This is a genomic window from Pseudomonas paeninsulae, assembly GCF_035621475.1.
Taxonomy (GTDB): domain Bacteria; phylum Pseudomonadota; class Gammaproteobacteria; order Pseudomonadales; family Pseudomonadaceae; genus Aquipseudomonas; species Aquipseudomonas paeninsulae.
On sequence record NZ_CP141799.1, the window covers coordinates 4,420,957 to 4,434,028 of the forward strand.

Annotated in this window: 13 protein-coding genes; 12 read left to right on the forward strand and 1 reads right to left on the reverse strand. The window is 63.7% G+C overall.

Going from position 1 to position 13,072, the window contains the following annotated elements:
* Window positions 1-382: 382 nt before the first annotated feature.
* The 9 genes from VCJ09_RS20410 to VCJ09_RS20450 all read left to right on the forward strand — a co-directional run bounded on the left by VCJ09_RS20410 (window position 383) and on the right by VCJ09_RS20450 (window position 7,723).
* A complete protein-coding gene (locus VCJ09_RS20410) occupies window positions 383-1,738 on the forward strand; it encodes a 3-oxoacyl-ACP reductase (RefSeq protein ID WP_324731871.1) in 1,356 nt (451 codons plus the stop codon).
* A gap of 60 nt (window positions 1,739-1,798) precedes the next feature.
* Window positions 1,799-2,653, forward strand: a complete 855-nt coding sequence (locus VCJ09_RS20415) for a MaoC/PaaZ C-terminal domain-containing protein (RefSeq protein WP_324731872.1) — start codon at window positions 1,799-1,801, stop codon at window positions 2,651-2,653.
* Between the two features lie 103 nt (window positions 2,654-2,756).
* A complete protein-coding gene (locus VCJ09_RS20420) occupies window positions 2,757-3,062 on the forward strand; it encodes a nucleotide pyrophosphohydrolase (protein WP_324731873.1) in 306 nt (101 codons plus the stop codon).
* Window positions 3,059-3,808: a methyltransferase gene (locus tag VCJ09_RS20425; RefSeq protein ID WP_324731874.1), complete on the forward strand. Its 750-nt coding sequence runs from the start codon at window positions 3,059-3,061 to the stop codon at window positions 3,806-3,808. The genes VCJ09_RS20420 and VCJ09_RS20425 overlap by 4 nt, the downstream gene beginning before the upstream one ends.
* A 12-nt stretch (window positions 3,809-3,820) precedes the next feature.
* Complete coding sequence (locus VCJ09_RS20430) at window positions 3,821-4,417, forward strand: DUF4136 domain-containing protein (RefSeq protein ID WP_324731875.1); 597 nt, start codon at window positions 3,821-3,823, stop codon at window positions 4,415-4,417.
* A gap of 69 nt (window positions 4,418-4,486) precedes the next feature.
* A complete protein-coding gene (locus VCJ09_RS20435) occupies window positions 4,487-5,059 on the forward strand; it encodes a DUF4136 domain-containing protein (RefSeq protein WP_324731876.1) in 573 nt (190 codons plus the stop codon).
* A 180-nt stretch (window positions 5,060-5,239) separates the two neighbouring features.
* Window positions 5,240-6,265 carry an IS110 family RNA-guided transposase gene (locus VCJ09_RS20440; protein ID WP_324731877.1) on the forward strand — a complete coding sequence of 342 codons (1,026 nt, stop codon included), beginning with the start codon at window positions 5,240-5,242 and terminating at the stop codon, window positions 6,263-6,265.
* A gap of 439 nt (window positions 6,266-6,704) precedes the next feature.
* Entirely contained in the window at window positions 6,705-7,193 is a 489-nt protein-coding gene (locus tag VCJ09_RS20445) for a GNAT family N-acetyltransferase (RefSeq protein WP_324731878.1), read from the forward strand.
* 80 nt (window positions 7,194-7,273) lie between these two features.
* Window positions 7,274-7,723, forward strand: a complete 450-nt coding sequence (locus VCJ09_RS20450) for a DMT family transporter (RefSeq protein WP_324731879.1) — start codon at window positions 7,274-7,276, stop codon at window positions 7,721-7,723.
* 13 nt (window positions 7,724-7,736) lie between these two features.
* Here the strand turns inward: VCJ09_RS20450 and VCJ09_RS20455 are convergent, their stop codons facing one another.
* Window positions 7,737-8,669 carry an SdiA-regulated domain-containing protein gene (locus VCJ09_RS20455; protein WP_324731880.1) on the reverse strand — a complete coding sequence of 311 codons (933 nt, stop codon included), beginning with the start codon at window positions 8,667-8,669 and terminating at the stop codon, window positions 7,737-7,739.
* 622 nt (window positions 8,670-9,291) lie between these two features.
* Here VCJ09_RS20455 and VCJ09_RS20460 point away from each other — a divergent pair.
* The 3 genes from VCJ09_RS20460 to VCJ09_RS20470 all read left to right on the forward strand — a co-directional run bounded on the left by VCJ09_RS20460 (window position 9,292) and on the right by VCJ09_RS20470 (window position 12,851).
* Window positions 9,292-10,779: a SulP family inorganic anion transporter gene (locus VCJ09_RS20460; RefSeq protein ID WP_324731881.1), complete on the forward strand. Its 1,488-nt coding sequence runs from the start codon at window positions 9,292-9,294 to the stop codon at window positions 10,777-10,779.
* Between the two features lie 12 nt (window positions 10,780-10,791).
* The gene (locus VCJ09_RS20465) at window positions 10,792-11,643 is read left to right on the forward strand and encodes a universal stress protein (protein WP_324731882.1); all 852 of its coding nucleotides are present in this window, start codon (window positions 10,792-10,794) and stop codon (window positions 11,641-11,643) included.
* 86 nt (window positions 11,644-11,729) lie between these two features.
* The gene (locus VCJ09_RS20470) at window positions 11,730-12,851 is read left to right on the forward strand and encodes a GGDEF domain-containing protein (protein WP_324731883.1); all 1,122 of its coding nucleotides are present in this window, start codon (window positions 11,730-11,732) and stop codon (window positions 12,849-12,851) included.
* The last annotated feature ends 221 nt before the right edge of the window (window positions 12,852-13,072 follow it).

Below are 13,072 nucleotides of genomic sequence, written 5' to 3' on the forward strand. Positions count from 1 at the left end.
TTCACTTAGTCAATTTCGGCGCCTGAAGCCCTGATGCTGCGTTGCTGCTCCTCACCATAGCCCGCTATGACTCGTCACAGCGCCTTGCCTCTGGACCCCAGTCATCCGAACTTGGGTTAAGCAACTAACCGTACAGGCCACTCGCAGGCCGTTGAAAAACGTAGGCGAGGCAGGCAAGACAAGACAAAAACAGGCGAGGAAGCGCAGTTTACGAGCTGTAAATGAGCATTCCGAGCCTGTTTTTAACGCAGTATTGCCAACGCAGGTAGTTTTTCAACGGCCTGCTAGCGCCTATAAATCACAGCACTCGATTCAGCAACCCTGCAACCCGCCGCCGAGTGGCGTGGTCCACACTTGGAGTCAGCAACCTGGAGCCCGTTCCATGTCCGATCGATATCTCGCCTTCGCCAACTCATCAGCTGGCCGCCGCCTGGTCAAAACTCTCGGCCTGCCCGCACCCTTGCCCCTGGAGCGCTGGCGCAGCGGACGCACACGGCCGATCGACGGCGCCCTGCTGCTCGGCGGCGCGGGCGCGCTGGGCCAGGCCGTAGTGTCCTTCGCCGATAAACTTAGCGATGCCGTGTACGCGGCTCACGAGGGGCAGTACGCGCTGCCGCGCTGGACCGCCGAGCATGGGCCAAAGCTCAAGGCATTGGTGTTCGATGCCAGCGGCCTGACTCGTTTTGAACAACTGATCGAGCTGCGCGATTTCTTCCAGCCGACCTTCAAGGGCCTGGCTAATTGCCCACGCGTGGTACTGCTGGGACGCGCCCCGGAGTCGTTGAAAGACCCGATAGCGGCCAGCGTGCAGCGCTCGCTGGAAGGCTTCAGCCGCTCGCTGGGCAAGGAGATCCGCCACGGCGGCAGCGTCCAGCTGATCTATGTCGGCAAGGGCGCCGAGGATCAACTGGAAGGCGCATTGCGCTTCTTCCTCTCGCCCAAGAGTGCCTACGTGTCCGGCCAGGTGGTGCGCCTCGGCCGCTGCAGCGAACAGGTCAAGGACTGGACCCGCCCACTCGCCGGCAAGAAGGCCCTGGTCACCGGCGCCTCGCGCGGCATCGGCGCGGCGATTGCCGAGACCCTGGCGCGTGACGGCGCCGAGGTCGTGCTGCTGGACGTGCCGGCGGTCAAAGCCGCCCTCGACGCGCTGGCCGCACGCCTGGGCGGGCGCGGCGTGGCGCTGGACATCTGCGCCGAGGACGCGCCTGCGCAACTGGTCGCGGCCCTGGCCGATGGCGTGGACATCGTCGTGCATAACGCCGGCATCACCCGCGACAAGACCCTGGCGAAGATGAGCGATGGCTTCTGGAACTCGGTGATCGACGTCAATCTCAAGGCCCCGCAACTGCTGACCCAGGCGCTGCTGGATGCCGGCACCCTGCAGGACAACGGTCGCGTGGTGCTGATCGCTTCGATCAGCGGCATCGCCGGCAACCTCGGCCAGAGCAATTACGCCACCAGCAAGGCCGGGGTGATCGGCCTGACTCAGGCCCTGGCACCGGCACTGGGCAAGCGCGGCATCAGCATCAACGCGGTGGCGCCCGGCTTCATCGAAACCCAGATGACCGCCGCCATCCCCTTCACCCTGCGCGAGGCCGGCCGGCGGATGAATTCCATGGGCCAGGGCGGCCTGCCCCAGGACGTCGCCGAAGCCGTGGCCTGGTTTGCCCAACCCGGCTCCGGCGCGCTAAGCGGACAAGTGCTGCGAGTCTGTGGACAAAGTCTGCTGGGGGCCTGATGCGCCGTCATCCGCCCCAGCGCTTGCCCACCGGGCTTGCTCACCCAGAGGAGTTCACGCATGACCCACGACTGGCACGATCTGCTCGCCCCATCGGCCCTGCCTGGCCTGTTCGCGCGCGCCCTGCTGCGCCGCAGCGTCACCGGCAAAACCCTGCCGAGCCATGGTCTGCGCTGCCAGGTCAGCGTCGACCCCGAGCACCTGGCGCGTTACCGGCAGATTTGCGGCTTCGCCGACAATGGTCTGCTGCCGCCGACCTATCCGCACCTGCTGGCCTTCGCCCTGCAGCTGCAGTTGCTGACCGACAAGCGCTTCCCCTTCCCCCTGCTCGGCCTGGTTCACCTGGAGAATCAGATTCGTGTGCTGCGCCCGCTGGGCGGCCTGGGACCGTTCAATGTCAGCGTGCAGGTGGAGAACCTGCAGGCCCATGAAAAGGGCGCGCAGTTCAGCCTGATCACCCGCCTGGAAGACCAGCTCGGCCTGCTCTGGCAAGGCGATAGCCGCATCCTCTGCCGCGCCGTGCACCTCGAAGGTCCGCTGGCCACCCGCGAAGAGCTAGCCGAACTGCCGCTGACCACCATCGCCCACTGGCAGGCGCCCGGCGACATCGGCCGGCGTTACGCGAAAATCGCCGGCGACTACAACCCGATCCACCTGTTCGGCGTGACCGCCAAGCTGTTCGGTTTCCCCCGCGCCATCGCCCACGGCTTGTGGAACAAGGGTCGCGCCCTGGCCGAGCTGGGCGAACGCCTACCCAGCGCCGGCTATCAGGTGCAGGTGTGCTTTCAGAAGCCGGTGCTGCTGCCCAGTTCGCTCAGCTTACTGGCCAGCGCCAAGGCGCCCAGCGGCCAGTTTCAGTTGCGCGGCCAGGACGACCTGGCGCATATGGCCGGCACCTGGCGAGCACTGGACTAGCCGCCCGCCGCGGGTTTCGCCGGCATGCCGCGCGGATCGGCGCTGCGCTGGCTTGCACGGGGGCAACTTCCAGCCGAAGCTATGCGGCATGAAGGAGCTGCCCATGAACCTCACCGAACTCACCGCCCGCCTGCACGCCATCCGCGACCAGAACGACTGGCGGCAATTTCACAGCCCGAAAAACCTGGCCATGGCCGCCAGCGTGGAGATGGCCGAGCTGGTGGAAATTTTCCAGTGGCTGAGCGAAGACCAGTCGCGCCAGCTCGCCCCCGAGCAGCTAACGCATGCCGGTCAGGAGGTCGGCGATATCGTGCTGTACCTGCTGCTGATGTGCAGCGAACTGGGGATCGACATGGAACAGGCGGTACGGGCCAAACTGGCCGACAGCGAACGGCGTTTCAGCAAATGACCGATCGACATTTCGATGAACTGGCGACCCGCTTCGCCGAGAAAATCTATGGCGGGGCCAAGGGTGCGATTCGCCTGGCGGTGCTCCAGGCCGACCTCGCCGAAGCCCTGCCGGACCGGCCGCTACGGGTGCTGGATGTCGGCGCCGGCCTCGGCCATATGTCGCTGTGGCTGGCCGAGCGCGGCCATCAAGTGACTCTGGCCGAGCCGGCCGAGCCGATGCTCACCGGTGCCCGCGAGCGCTTTGCCGCCGCCGGGCAGTCGGCGACCTTTATCCAGGCGCCCTGGCAGGAACTGCTCGGCCAGCTCGAGCAACCCTACGACCTGGTGATCTGTCACGCGGTGCTGGAGTGGCTGGCCGAACCGTCGGCCATTCTGCCCGTGCTGCACCAACTCTGCGCACCGGGCGGCTGGTTGTCGCTGGCCTTTTACAACAAGGACGCGCTGATCTACCGCAACCTGCTCAAGGGCCACTTCCGCAAGCTGCGCAAGGCCGAGTTCGCCGGTGAGAAACAGAGCCTGACGCCACAGCGACCGATCGATCCGCGCGAGCTGGCGACGCAACTCGAGGCGTCTTGGCAGGTCGAAAGTCACAGTGGCATCCGCGTGTTCCATGACTATATGCCCCGTGACTTTCAGCTCAAGGCCGAGCTGATCGACCTGCTGGAAATGGAACTGGCCTACCGCCGCCACCCAAGCTTTGCCGGCCTGGGTCGCTACCTGCACTGGATCTGCCGACCGCGCTGAAGGGAGGTATTGATGAACCGCATGGCGCTGTTGTTGTGCCTGGGCCTGGCCGCCTGCCAGAGCCAGAATCCCTATACGGCGCAGTCCAATCCGCTGCCGCCGGCCCCGGCGCAGGCCGCCAGCCGGGTGGATCTCAGCGCCTACCCGGCGCCTGCGCGCGATTATGCGCGCTACCGCAATTGGGCCTGGCGCGATGGCCGGCAACCGGCAGGCAGCGCCTGGGCCAGCTCGGCTCTGGTGCAGGAGGCGCTGAGCAATGCCCTTGATCAGCGCGGCCTGCGCCCGGCCCAACCCGGCAGCGCCGGCGACCTTGCAGTCAGCACCGAGCTGCGGCTGGAGCGGCGCATGCGTCAGGTCCGCGAGGACTACGGCGGCTACTACGGCCACGGCCGCCACTGGGACGGCTACGGCCTGCAGGGCAGCGCGCCACTGGTGCGCACCTATGAGGAAGAAGTGCTGGTGGTACGCATCGACCTGTTCGACGCTCAGGACGGCCAGCCAGTGTGGAGCGGCAGCGCGCAAGTGCTCAGCGCTGGCAGCCAGGCCGAGCGCGCCACCGCGCTACGTGCGGCCCTGCAACGGGCCCTGGAGAATTACCCGCCCAGCTGATACACCCACACAACGGCTCTGGGCGCACGCACCGGCGTGCATTCAACCGAGGGCTTCGGAGGTTAGATCATGCGTTTGCACCTGTTGCTGATTCCCGCGCTGCTCTTGCTCGGCGCCTGCCAAACCACCCAGCTCAATCGCGACTTCGACCCCAATCGCGACTTCGCCGCCTACCGCAGCTGGAGCTGGCAGGAGCCGGCCGTGCAATACCGCCCCGACGACCCACGGATCAACAGCGACCTGACCGAACAGCGCCTGCGCACGGCGGTCAGCGAACAGCTCGATCAACACGGCCTGCGCCCGGCCCCCGACAACACCCCGGCCGACCTCAAGGTACAGGCCTGGGTGATCGTCGATAACCGCCAGCAGCAGATCAGCACCGGCTACGGCGGCGGCTGGGGGGCTGGCTGGGGCAATCAGTGGGGCGGTGTCTGGGGCGGCCCGGCCTATGTCGAAACCCGCACCGTGGATTATCAAGTCGGCACCCTGCAGATCGACCTGTTCGACGGCAAGGACGGCAAGCTGGTATGGCGCGGCAGCGCCGAACAAACCCTGCGCAGTAGCCAGGCGAGCCCGACTGAACGCAGCGCAGCGCTGCGCGAGACGGTGGCCAAGGTACTCAGCCAATACCCACCGCGTTAACAGTGCCGCTGACCGGCTTGACCATGACCGCACCCGTCGAGGCCGGCTCTCATCAAACAATAACTAAGTAGTTTTATATATAAATATTAAATCTACACAAATCCCTAATGAAATGGTTACCCCCGCCTACCCGGTGATCGTGCATTACGCTTCACCGGGTACCTATCGGAGACCATTGCCATGAAACCTGCAGCGATTGTCAGCATTGATTTGGGAAAACAGACCTTCCACGTAGTCGCTCATGATGAGCATGGGCACGAGCTTCATCGTAAGAAGCTCAGCCGCAAGACATACCCCAAGTACTTTGCCAACCTTCCACCCTGCATCGTGGCAATGGAAGCCTGTGGCGGGTCGCATTTCATGGCCCGAGAGATGGTCAGGTTCGGGCATCAGCCCAAGCTGATCGCGGCTCAACACGTGCGACCCTATGTCAAAAGCAACAAAAACGACTACGCCGACGCTGAGGCTATTTGCGAGGCGGCGGGCCGTCCCAGCATGCGCTTTGTGGCGCCCAAGTCCGAGGCGCAGCAGTCGCTCGCGATGCTCGGTGCAGTGCGTGAAAGTTACATCAAGGACCGCACTGCTACTTCCAACCGCATCCATTCGATGTGCCTGGAGGTCGGCATCGGCCTGTCTCCCGGATACAAATCGATCAGGGAATTGCCTGTTGTGCTTGAAGATTGCACCTTTCATCCGGCCATCAAGTCGCTGCTGATGGAGCTGCACAGCCACTTCATCTACCTGGACCAGAAGCTCAAGGTCATGGATCGACAGGTCGAATGCCAAGCCGCTGAAGATGACCTGGCTCATCGTTTGATGACGATCCCCTGCGTTGGCCCGGTCATCTCCACCGCCCTGGCTGCGGAGTTGGGCGATGGTCGTCAATTCAAGTGCGGGCGGGACTACGCCGCCTCGATAGGGCTTGTGCCCAAACAGCACACTACCGGCGGCAAGCCGGTGCTGCTGGGTATCAGCAAACGAGGAGATCGAAATCAGCGACGACTGCTGATCCAGTGCGCTCGGGTCTACCTGATAAACCTGGAGCGACAAAAAGGCCAGTTGGCGGACTGGGTCCGCCAACTGTTAAGCAGCCATCACGCCAACAAGGTAGCGTGTGCGCTGGCCAACAAGATAGCGCGTATCGCCTGGGCGATAGCCGCAAACCACAGCGAATATGATGCAGGGCCAAGCGCGATGAACGCCTGACCCTGCTGTCACCCAGCACCACCCACCTGGTTTTGCGATGCTGGATAACTGATGACGTGAACGGCCAACCGGCCCGACGAAGACCCTGGGCTCCTACGAGGCTTCTTGAAGCCGTCCCCCTATAAAGGATCGTCGGGCGCGATTTTCATCAAGGCGCGGGCATACACCCAGACGCCGGATAGATTGACGCAAGCCAAACACGCATCGCATTCAGTATTGCAGAAAAGGGGGTAACCATAGATGTAGGAGCGGGCCATGCCCGCGAAACCCATCGCGGGCATGGCCCGCTCCTACAGGTACCCACAAGCCGACAGACACCATTGCCTCCAGTTTGCTGCGCGACAGCGCGGCGTCTGGACGACGGGGATCTCCTACAGACACGCTTTGGCTCTGCGCAATCAAGCTAACTTAACGCTATGCCCCACTCACCAGGACGCCGATGAATCAGCCCCAAGCGCTTAGCCACCGCCCCGCCAGCGCCACCGACCTGAACGCCATAGCCGCGTTCCCGCAGAGCGCGCAGGAGCTGTTCTTTGCCTACCCGAAGGCTGACTGGCCACTCAGCGCCGGTCAGTTGGCCGCGGCCATGGCCGAGCGCCGCGACAGCACCGTGGTGCTGCTGAATGGCCAAGTGGCCGGTTTCGCCAATTTCTACCAGTGGCAGCATGGCGACTTCTGCGCCCTCGGCAACCTGATGGTCGCACCCTGGGCGCGTGGCCAGGGCGTGGCGAGCTATCTGCTGACGATGATGGAGCAGTTGGCGCGCGACCACTACCAGGCCACGCGCATGCAGGTGTCCTGCTTCAACGCCAACAGCGCCGGGCTATTGCTTTACCCCAAACACGGCTATCAACTCAGCGGTGTGGTCGAACGCCGCGATGCGCAAGGCGCGCGGGTGGCCTTGATTCAATTCGGCAAGGCGCTGTAAGGCAAAACCTTGGCTCGCTCACCCTGACGGAACAGACAGCTTTTCCGGCATACTTGCCTGCCCGCGCCTTGGAGATGCCCATGCCCGCCCCGATCTGGTGGTTACTCGCCCTGCCCTTTCTCGCCGGCGCCTGCCTGCCGCTGCAAGCAGGGATCAACGGCCAGCTGGCCAAGCATGTGTCCAGCACACTCAGCGCCGCCTTGATCTCCTTTCTGGTCGGCAGCCTGGCGCTGTTGCTGATGGTCCTGCTCCAGCGCGAAGCACCCAGCCTCAGCGCCCTCAAGGGCCTGACCTGGTGGCATTGGAGCGGCGGCCTGCTCGGCGCCTTCTTCATCTTCATCGCCGCCTTCGCCGGGCCGCGTATCGGCGCCCTGCTGCTGATGGCGCTGGTCCTGGTCGGCCAACTGAGCATGGCCCTGACCCTGGATCATTTCGGTTGGGCGGGCTTTCGCGAAGCGCCAATCAGCCTCGGCAAGATCGGCGGTTTGCTGCTGATCGTGGCCGGCATCTGGCTGATCAGGCGCGGCTAAACGGCCGCCGTAATCACTTGCGCTCGAATTTGTAGAACAGATTGGGCTCACTGACCAGATACAGGTTGCCGCGGTCGTCCAGGGTCATGCCTTCGCCCTGCGGCACGCTGTCTTGCAGGCCGGCGAAGCCGCCGAGCAGCGAGCGGAAGCTGATCAGCTTGCCCTGGTCGTCCAGCTCCATCAGCACCTTCGACTCATCGCTGAGCAAGGCCAGATGGCCGGTCTGCTCGTCGTAATGCACCGAGGACAGGTCGGTGGCGAAGATATTCTTGAGCCATTCCTCGCGGTCGATCACTTCGAGGTTGAAGTCGCCCTCGATGCTCGCTTTCAGCCCGCGGATTTCATAGAGCTTGCGCGGCGACCGCTCCTTGACCACGAACAACCGGTCACCGCTGCGGTCGTAGCCGGCACCCTCGAAACCCTGATTGTCGCCCGCCTCGACACCCAAGGTCAGCGCCTGGTAATCCTGGCGGAACAAGGCACCGGGTTGGTCCGGCACCTCGACCACCACCAGCGCCTGGTTACGCTCCTCGGCCAACAACAGCAGGTTGTCACCCAGGTAGGTGATGCCCTCCACATCGCTGAAACCACTCAGCGGATAACGTGCCAGGACCTCACCGTCTGTGCTCAGGGCGAGCAGTTCTTCCGGGTTGTTGACCACCGCCCAGAGCTGGTTGCGGCGCTCGTCATAGGTCAAGCCGGAGAGGTTATCGCTGACACCCGGTACGGCCTTGGCGTCGATCCGCACCTGGTATTTCGGCAACCACAGGCTGTGGTCTTGCCACTCGCTTGCGTGCCACGAGGTCTGGATCCAGAAGTACAAGCGATCATCCAGGTGCAAGCTGCGCACCTGGTAAACCAGGCTCAGCAGGACCAGCAGCAGCGCCCATTGCCATGGACTTAAGACAGGCAGCCGTCCTAGCATCCCCTTGGCAGTTGACATCATCGCCGGTCACTCTCGCGTGCAGATGGGAAGAAGCAGTCTGCCCCGCGATTGTTACAATCCGCGCGGCTCATAGGTGGTGGAAATATCGAGCGCCGTCACGAGACCGCCTCCGGGTTTCTGCGGCAAGGCGCGTCAAGCAAATCCGGAGGCGTTTAGTCAGCCAAATGACCCCGATCTTTGTGTCGCGCAACACCCGCAGCGGGCTGCTGCAGACGCTCACAGTAGGCGAGAGTTTTGTCACCACTTCTCAGAAACCAGCGCCCGCTGGCGCGTAGGGTTCGAACATGCCGCACCGGGTAAGTTCCGCCTCATGCCGCAGATCGCCGGCACGGGGTGCGCCCACGACTTCCGGTTATGTTAAAGTGCGCGCCCTTTTTGCTTGTATGGATAGAGACAGGTCGTCATGACGCTGGCCCAACCATTACGCTGGCTGCCTAAGCCGCCTTAGCGTTACGCCCCCTCCTGCATTGCCTCGCCGGTTTCCCGGTCGCTTAGCCGTGCGCTCTTGCGTAGCCGAACACTGCTCGGTAATGCACCTGTTTTACTTTTTAAATCTGCCATTCACCCAGTCCGCCCAGCGCTATGCGCGCACCAGCGGAACCCAGCCCTTTGGGAATAAGCCATGCTGCAAAGCCTGAAAAACACCTGGTTCTTCAACATCCGCGGCGACGTGCTCGCCGGTCTGGTGGTGGCGCTGGCGCTGATCCCCGAAGCCATCGCCTTCTCGATCATCGCCGGGGTCGACCCCAAGGTCGGCCTCTACGCCTCCTTCTGCATCGCCGTGGTGATCGCTTTCGTCGGCGGCCGCCCGGGCATGATCTCCGCCGCCACCGGCGCCATGGCCCTGGTCATGGTGACCCTGGTCAAGGACCACGGCCTGCAGTACCTGCTAGCCGCCACCCTGCTCACCGGGGTACTGCAGATCGGTGCTGGCTACCTCAAGCTGGGCTCGCTGATGCGCTTCGTCTCGCGCTCGGTGGTCACCGGCTTCGTCAACGCCCTGGCGATCCTGATCTTCATGGCCCAGCTGCCGGAGCTGACCAACGTCACCTGGCACGTCTACGCCATGACCGCCGCGGGCCTGGGCATCATCTACCTGTTTCCCTATGTGCCCAAGATCGGCAAGCTGATCCCCTCGCCGCTGGTGTGCATCCTGGCGCTGACTGGGGTGTACATGTACACCGGCATGGATATCCGCAGCGTCGGCGACATGGGACAACTGCCGGACACCCTGCCGATCTTCCTCTGGCCCGAGGTGCCGCTGAACCTCGAGACCCTGGCGATCATCTTCCCCTACGCCGCCGCCCTGGCCGTGGTCGGCTTGCTGGAGTCGATGATGACCGCCACCATCGTCGACGATTTGACCGACACCAGCAGTGACAAGAACCGCGAATGCAAAGGCCAGGGCGTGGCCAACGTCGCCTCGGGCCTGCTCGGCGGCATGGCCGGTTGCGCGATGATCGGCCAGTCGGTGATCAACGTGAAATCCGGCGGTCGTGGCCGTCTGTCCTGCCTGGTGGCGGGCGCGGTGCTGCTGTTCATGGTGGTGTTTCTCAGCGACTGGGTCAGTCAGATCCCCATGGCCGCGCTGGTCGCGGTGATGATCATGGTGTCGATCGGCACCTTCAGCTGGGACTCGCTGCGTAATCTGAAGAGCTTCCCGCTGTCGACCAACATCGTCATGCTCGCCACCGTCGCGGTCACCGTTTATACCCACAACCTGGCCTACGGCGTATTCGTCGGCGTGCTGCTGGCGGCGATGTTCTTCGCCAACAAGATCGGTCACTTCCTCTATATCAATTCCGCAGCTGACGACGACGGTAGCCAGCGCAGCTACAAGGTGGTCGGCCAGGTGTTCTTCAGCTCCGCCGACAAATTCGTCGCCGCCTTTGACTTCAAGGAGGCGGTCGATAAGGTGAGCATCGACCTGTCCCGTGCGCACTTCTGGGACATCACCGCCGTCGCCGCCCTGGACAAGGTGGTGCTCAAGTTCCGCCGTGAAGGCACCGACGTCGAAGTACTGGGCCTCAACCAAGCCAGCGCCACCATCGTCGACCGCTTCGGCGTGCATGACAAACCCGATGCCGTCGACCAACTGATGGGCCACTAAAAGGAGCACAACATGACCCACGTAATGGCTTGTATCGATGGTTCGCAATCCGCCACCGGTGTCTGTGACTACGCCGCCTGGGCCAGCCAGCGCCTCGACGCACCGCTGTGCTTCCTGCATGTCCTGGATCAGGTGCAGTACCCACAACAGAGCGACCTGTCCGGTAACATTGGCCTGGGCAGCCGCGAACACCTGCTGCAAGAACTGGCGGCACTCGACGAAAAACGCGGCAAGCTGGCCCTGGAGCAGGGCCATCACCTGCTCGAAGCGGTCAAGGCCCGGGCCATTGCCGATGGCGTGAGCAACCCGCAACTGCGCCAACGGCATGGCGACCTGGTGGAGAGCCTCGCCGAACTGCAAGCGGACATCCGCCTGCTGGTGATCGGCCGCCAGGGCGAAACCAGCGACAACCTCAGCCAACTGGTCGGCAGCCACCTGGAAAACGTCATCCGCACCGTACAGCGGCCGATCCTGGTCAGCTGCGGCGAGTTCAAGGCGCCGCAAAGCTACCTGTTCGCCTACGACGGCAGCGCCACCGCGCGCAAAAGCATCGAGATGATCGCCGCCAGCCCGCTGCTCAAGGGCCTGCCGTGTCACCTGCTGATGGTCGGCGCCGATACCAGCGACGCCTGGGAACAGCTCAAGTCCGCCGAACGCGTACTGCAGGGTTCGGCCAGCGCGGTGCACCTGGCAATCCGCGCCGGCGAAGTCGAACCGACCCTGCACGCCTACCAGGCCGAACATGGCATCGACCTGCTGGCCATGGGTGCCTACGGCCACTCGCGGATTCGCCAGTTCCTGGTCGGCAGCACCACCAGCCACTTGCTGCGCACCAGCGTCAGCCCGCTGCTGATCCTGCGCTAGGGCAATGCGTTTGATGATGGCATAGTGGCACTCCTGGCCTGACTGACGCACTATGGCCGGGCCCAGCAGTTTTGTGATCACACATTATGAGCAACGCTGAAGTCCCCCGTGAGCCTCAAACCTTCGCTCTCTGGCGCGAAGCCCAAGACACCCGAGTCCGCACACGCCTGGGCGGTATCTATTACCTGCTGGCGTGGTTGCTGACCTGGCTGTTCAGCGATACCCCGACCGAGCTGCTGGCCTGGGGTTTCACTGGGGCCGTCTTCTTCGCCCTGATGTTCGCGCTACGCCTGCTCCATCGCCTGCCCGCGAAGGAGACGCCGCAAGCCCTGTGCACTTGGCTCGACCGCCATTGGGCATTAGTCCTGCTGACAGCGTTGGCCTGGGGCCTAGTGCATGCCTGGGCCCTCAGCGACCCGGCATTCGCCAGCTCCCGGCTGATCGCCACCCTCAGCACCGTCGCCTTCAGCACGGCGCTGGCCTTCAACTTCTCGATGCGCAAGGGCCGCGCCATCGCCGCCCTGCTCCTGCTCTATCTACCCGGCCTGCTCGCCCTGGCCCTGGCTTGGCGCGAACAACATGCGATATTGATCACCCTGGCCTTCTTCCTGAGCTACCTGCTGCTGGCGCTCAAACGCAGCCATCGCGAGTATCACAACACCCTGACACTCGAACTCGAACTGCGGGAACAACAGCAAAGCCTGGAACAGCTCAGCCGCACCGACAGCCTGACCCAACTGGGCAACCGCTATCAGTTCAATAACCTGTTCCCAGTATTGGTCGCCAACGCCCAACGCCAAAGCGAGTCGATGTCGTTGGTGCTGCTGGACATCGACTTCTTCAAGCGGGTCAACGACGAACACGGCCATGCCTGCGGCGACGCCTGCCTCAGCGCCTTTGCCGAACGCATGCGCCAGGTATTCCGCCGCGGCAGCGATGCCCTGCTGCGCCTGGGGGGTGAGGAGTTCGGCGTGTTGATGCCCAATACCTCGCTGGAGCAAGCCTGCCTGCTGGCGGAGAGCTTTCGCCAGGCGCTGGCTCAGCACGGCTTCACCGTGCAGGACAACAGCCTGCCACTGACCGCCAGTCTCGGCGTCGGCTGTTTCGATCCGCAGCGCGACGACAACGCCGAAGCCTTCTTCAAGCGCGTCGACGATGCGCTCTACAAAGCCAAGGGTACGGGCCGCAACCGCCTGGTCCAGACCTGAATAGAACCGAGGCTGATCGGCTACACTCTTCAGCCCCGCGCCTCCCCACAGCGAGCGGGTCACCCCCGCCCCCGTAGTCCGGATGCAACCCAGGGATGCTGTTGCGCCGGCACACCCTCCCGGATAGCGCCGACGCTTATCTGGGCCACGCAACTGTCGACCGCTCATCGAGCGTGTTGCCCGGCTCAGCGGTCAGCGAGCCTACCAAGGCAAATGGCCAT

Bases quoted from the DNA above. Each gene is read 5' to 3' on its own strand.
- VCJ09_RS20415 (WP_324731872.1), top strand. From the start codon at position 1,799: ATGACCCACGACTGGCACGATCTGCTCGCCCCATCGGCCCTGCCTGGC.
- VCJ09_RS20430 (WP_324731875.1), top strand. From the start codon at position 3,821: ATGAACCGCATGGCGCTGTTGTTGTGCCTGGGCCTGGCCGCCTGCCAG.
- VCJ09_RS20435 (WP_324731876.1), top strand. From the start codon at position 4,487: ATGCGTTTGCACCTGTTGCTGATTCCCGCGCTGCTCTTGCTCGGCGCC.
- VCJ09_RS20455 (WP_324731880.1), bottom strand. From the start codon at position 8,669: ATGATGTCAACTGCCAAGGGGATGCTAGGACGGCTGCCTGTCTTAAGT.
- VCJ09_RS20460 (WP_324731881.1), top strand. From the start codon at position 9,292: ATGCTGCAAAGCCTGAAAAACACCTGGTTCTTCAACATCCGCGGCGAC.
- VCJ09_RS20470 (WP_324731883.1), top strand. From the start codon at position 11,730: ATGAGCAACGCTGAAGTCCCCCGTGAGCCTCAAACCTTCGCTCTCTGG.
- VCJ09_RS20425 (WP_324731874.1), top strand. From the start codon at position 3,059: ATGACCGATCGACATTTCGATGAACTGGCGACCCGCTTCGCCGAGAAA.
- VCJ09_RS20420 (WP_324731873.1), top strand. From the start codon at position 2,757: ATGAACCTCACCGAACTCACCGCCCGCCTGCACGCCATCCGCGACCAG.
- VCJ09_RS20410 (WP_324731871.1), top strand. From the start codon at position 383: ATGTCCGATCGATATCTCGCCTTCGCCAACTCATCAGCTGGCCGCCGC.
- VCJ09_RS20450 (WP_324731879.1), top strand. From the start codon at position 7,274: ATGCCCGCCCCGATCTGGTGGTTACTCGCCCTGCCCTTTCTCGCCGGC.
- VCJ09_RS20465 (WP_324731882.1), top strand. From the start codon at position 10,792: ATGACCCACGTAATGGCTTGTATCGATGGTTCGCAATCCGCCACCGGT.
- VCJ09_RS20445 (WP_324731878.1), top strand. From the start codon at position 6,705: ATGAATCAGCCCCAAGCGCTTAGCCACCGCCCCGCCAGCGCCACCGAC.
- VCJ09_RS20440 (WP_324731877.1), top strand. From the start codon at position 5,240: ATGAAACCTGCAGCGATTGTCAGCATTGATTTGGGAAAACAGACCTTC.